Consider the following 3,491-nt stretch of genomic DNA (forward strand, 5'->3'; position numbering starts at 1 on the left):
CGGGCTGCGATCGTGGCCGATCTGGCGGGGATTCGGCCGCGGTCGGGGACGGTTGCGGTGTGGTCGACGGTGACCGGCGCGTGGATCGACACCGCGTCGATGGACGGCGCGTACTGGGCGACCAACCTGCGCGAGACCGTCCGCTTCGAGGAGGCGGTGCGCGGCTTGTCCGCGTCCGGCCACACGGTCTTCGTCGAGGCGAGCCCGCACCCCGTCCTGACCGCCGCCATCGAGGAGACCCTCGACGCCGTCGGCGTCGAGGCCCCGGTCGTGGTGGGCACCCTGCGCCGGGAACAGGGCGGCGTGGCACGCCTGTACGCGTCCCTGGCCGAGGCGTGGGTGCGCGGCGTTCCGATCGACTGGACGGCCGCTTTCGCCGGTCACGGAAACCGCGTGGTCGAGCTGCCGACCTACCCCTTCGAGCGCAAGCGCTACTGGCTGGAGGCCGGTTCACCGGACACGGACGCGGCGACGGCGGCGATCGACACGGCCTTCTGGGAGTTGGTGGAGAGCGGTGACCAGGCCGGCCTGTCCGCAGCCCTCGGCGGCGACGTGGCGGCCGAGTCGCTGGACGCGGTACTGCCCGCACTCTCGTCGTGGTGGGACCGCCGACGCTCGGGCGCGACGCTCGACGCGTGGCGCCACCGCGTCGTGTGGCGACCGGTCGGCGGGTCGACGCCCGAGGAGTTGTCCGGCACGTGGTTGCTGGTCGTTCCCGAGGATGCCGCCGCGCTCGCGTGGGCCGACGCGCTGGCGGCGCGGCTCGGGGCGGCCGGGGCTCGGATGGAGCGCGTGACGGTGACCCGCGACCGGTTCGGCCGGGACGCGCTGCCGTCGCTGTCGACCGGCCGTCGGGAGACCTACTCCGGCGTGCTGTCGCTGCTCGCCCTGGCCGAAGGTTCGGTCGCGGGCCGCGCCTCGGTGCCGTGGGGCGCCGCGGCGACCGTGGCCCTGGTCCAGGGCCTGGACGATGCCGCAGTGCAGGCTCCGCTGTGGTGCTTCACGAGCGGCGCGGTGACGACCGGTAGCGGTGACCCGATCCGCTCGGCCGAGCAGGCGCAGGTGTGGGGCTTCGGCGGCATCGTCGCGGCCGAGAACCCGAATGCGTGGGGCGGCCTCGTGGATCTGCCCACCGCGTGGCCGGATCCGACGGACGAGTCCCCCGCCTGGGCCCGGCTGGTCGCCGTGCTGTCCGGCAAGACCGACGAGAAGGACATCGCCGTCCGGGAGGCCGGCGTGTGGGGCCGCAGGCTGGTCCGGGCGCCGCTCGGGGGCGCCGAGCCGGCGGGCTCGTGGCAGCCGTCCGGGACGGTCCTGGTGACCGGCGGGACCGGTGCGCTCGGCGGCCATGTGGCCCGCTGGGTCGCGGCGCGCGGTGCCCAACACGTACTGCTCGTGAGTCGTACCGGAGCCGACGCGCCGACCGCGGATCGGCTCGCCCGGGACGTCACCGCGCTGGGCGCACGGGTGTCGTTCGCGGCGTGCGACGTCGGCGATCGGGACGCGTTGGCGGCGGTGTTGGCCGCCGTCCCCGAGGAGTTCCCGCTGACGGCCGTACTGCACGCGGCGGCGATCCTGGACGACGCGGTGATCGGCGACCTCACCCTCGACCAGATCGAGCGCGTGCTGCGGGTGAAGGTGGACGGTGCCCGCCACCTCGACGAACTGACCCGGGACGCCGAGCTGTCGGCGTTCGTGCTCTTCTCGTCCGTAGCTGGCCTCTGCGGAGTCGCGGGGCAGGGCAACTACGCGCCCGGCAACGCCTATCTGGACGCCTTGGCGGCGCGGCGCCGGTCGGACGGGCTGCCCGCGACGTCCGTGTCGTGGGGCCACTGGGCGGGCGGCGGAATCGCCGCTCCGGAGATCGAGGAACGGTTGGGCCGACAGGGCCTGACCATGCTCGACCCCGCGCTCGCGGTGCGCGCGCTCGGACAGATCCTGGACGCGAACGAGAGCCACCTGACGGTGTGCGACATCGACTGGGACGTGCTCTTCCGCGGCCGACCGCACCCGCTGGTCGCCGAACTTGTACGGGCACCAAGGGAGATCGTCCCGACCGACGAGCCTGCGGTCGGGGACGGGACCGCCGACTCGCCTGCGGCCCGACTCGTCGCGGCCTTGGCCGAGTCGGGCGAACCGGAGCGCAGGCGCCGACTCGTCAAGCTGGTGCGCGGCCAGGCGGCGATCGTGCAAGGGCATCCCTCGGGAGACGCCGTGGATGCCGCGAAGCCCTTCCGAGACCAGGGGTTCGACTCGCTCACGGCCGTCGAACTGCGCAACCGACTGACCGCGGAGACCGGTCTGCGGCTGCCCGCGACGCTCGTCTTCGACTACCCGACCCCGGCCGCCCTCGCCGAGTTCCTGCGTATCGAACTGGTCCCCGGGATCGAGACGGGCGCGGACACGATCTCGGCCGAGATCGACCGGCTCGAAGCACAGCTCACCAACGCCAAGGCCGACCCCGCCCAACGGGCGGCAACCGCCGCCCGACTCACCGAAATCGCCGCGTCGTGGGCCGCGGACGTGCCGTTCTCGACACTTCCCCCGGCGGCTTCCTCGGCGCCGGCCACCGCGCCTGACGCGGGCTCCGGCATCGCGGACGCGGTCTCCTCGGCGAGTGACGACGAACTCATCGAACTCATCGGCAAGCAGTTCGGCATCTCCTGACATGTCGGCACGTGAGAAAGGCAGAACCAGATGAGCGACGAGCAGATCCGCCACCTTCTCAAGCGGCTGACAGTCGAGTTGCACGACACCCGCGAACGACTCGCGGACGCACAGAACCCCGCGCCGGAGCCGATCGCGATCGTCTCCGCCGCGTGCCGGCTGCCCGGCGGGGCGTCCACCCCCGAGGAGTTGTGGCGCATCGTCGCGGAAGGCATCGACGTCGTCGGCGACTTCCCCACCGACCGCGGCTGGGACGTCGAGCAGTTGTACGATCCGGACCCGGATCATCCCGGCACGTCCTATACGCGCAGCGGCGCGTTCCTGGACGACATCGCCGGCTTCGACGCCGAGTTCTTCGGGATCTCGCCGCGCGAGGCGCTCGCGACCGACCCCCAACACCGGCTCCTCCTGGAGACCGCGTGGGAGCTGTTCGAGCGCGCCGGAATCGACCCCACCACGCTGGCCGGCAGCCGCACCGGCGTGTACGCGGGCCTCAACGGCCAGGACTACGCGGCCCGGCTGAACTCCGTGCCCGACGAGGTCGGCGGCTACATCGGCAACGGCAACGCGGCGAGCGTCGCGTCCGGCCGGATCGCCTACACGTTCGGCTTCGAGGGCCCGGCGGTGACCGTGGACACCGCGTGCTCGTCGTCCCTGGTCGCGCTGCATCTCGCGGCGCACGCGCTGCGCAGCGGCGAATGCGACCTCGCGCTCGCGGGCGGCGTCACACTGATGGCGTCGCCGCTGGGGTTCGTCGAGTTCTCCCGCCAACGTGGGCTCGCGATCGACGGGCGCTGCAAGGCGTTCGCGGGCGCGGCCGACGG

The 3,491-nt window shown here is 73.2% G+C and carries 2 protein-coding genes; both read left to right on the forward strand.

The window, feature by feature from the left end; all coding sequences use genetic code 11:
* The coding region (locus GT354_RS47445) for an SDR family NAD(P)-dependent oxidoreductase (protein ID WP_202513101.1) at positions 1-2,667 on the forward strand (2,667 nt) is incomplete at its 5' end.
* 30 nt (positions 2,668-2,697) lie between these two features.
* Positions 2,698-3,491, forward strand: a 794-nt coding sequence (locus GT354_RS47450; RefSeq protein ID WP_202513102.1) for a beta-ketoacyl synthase N-terminal-like domain-containing protein, incomplete at its 3' end; no start/stop codon positions are given.

The sequence above is a fragment of the Streptomyces sp. SID3343 genome (genome assembly GCF_009865215.1).
Lineage (GTDB): Bacteria > Actinomycetota > Actinomycetes > Streptomycetales > Streptomycetaceae > Embleya.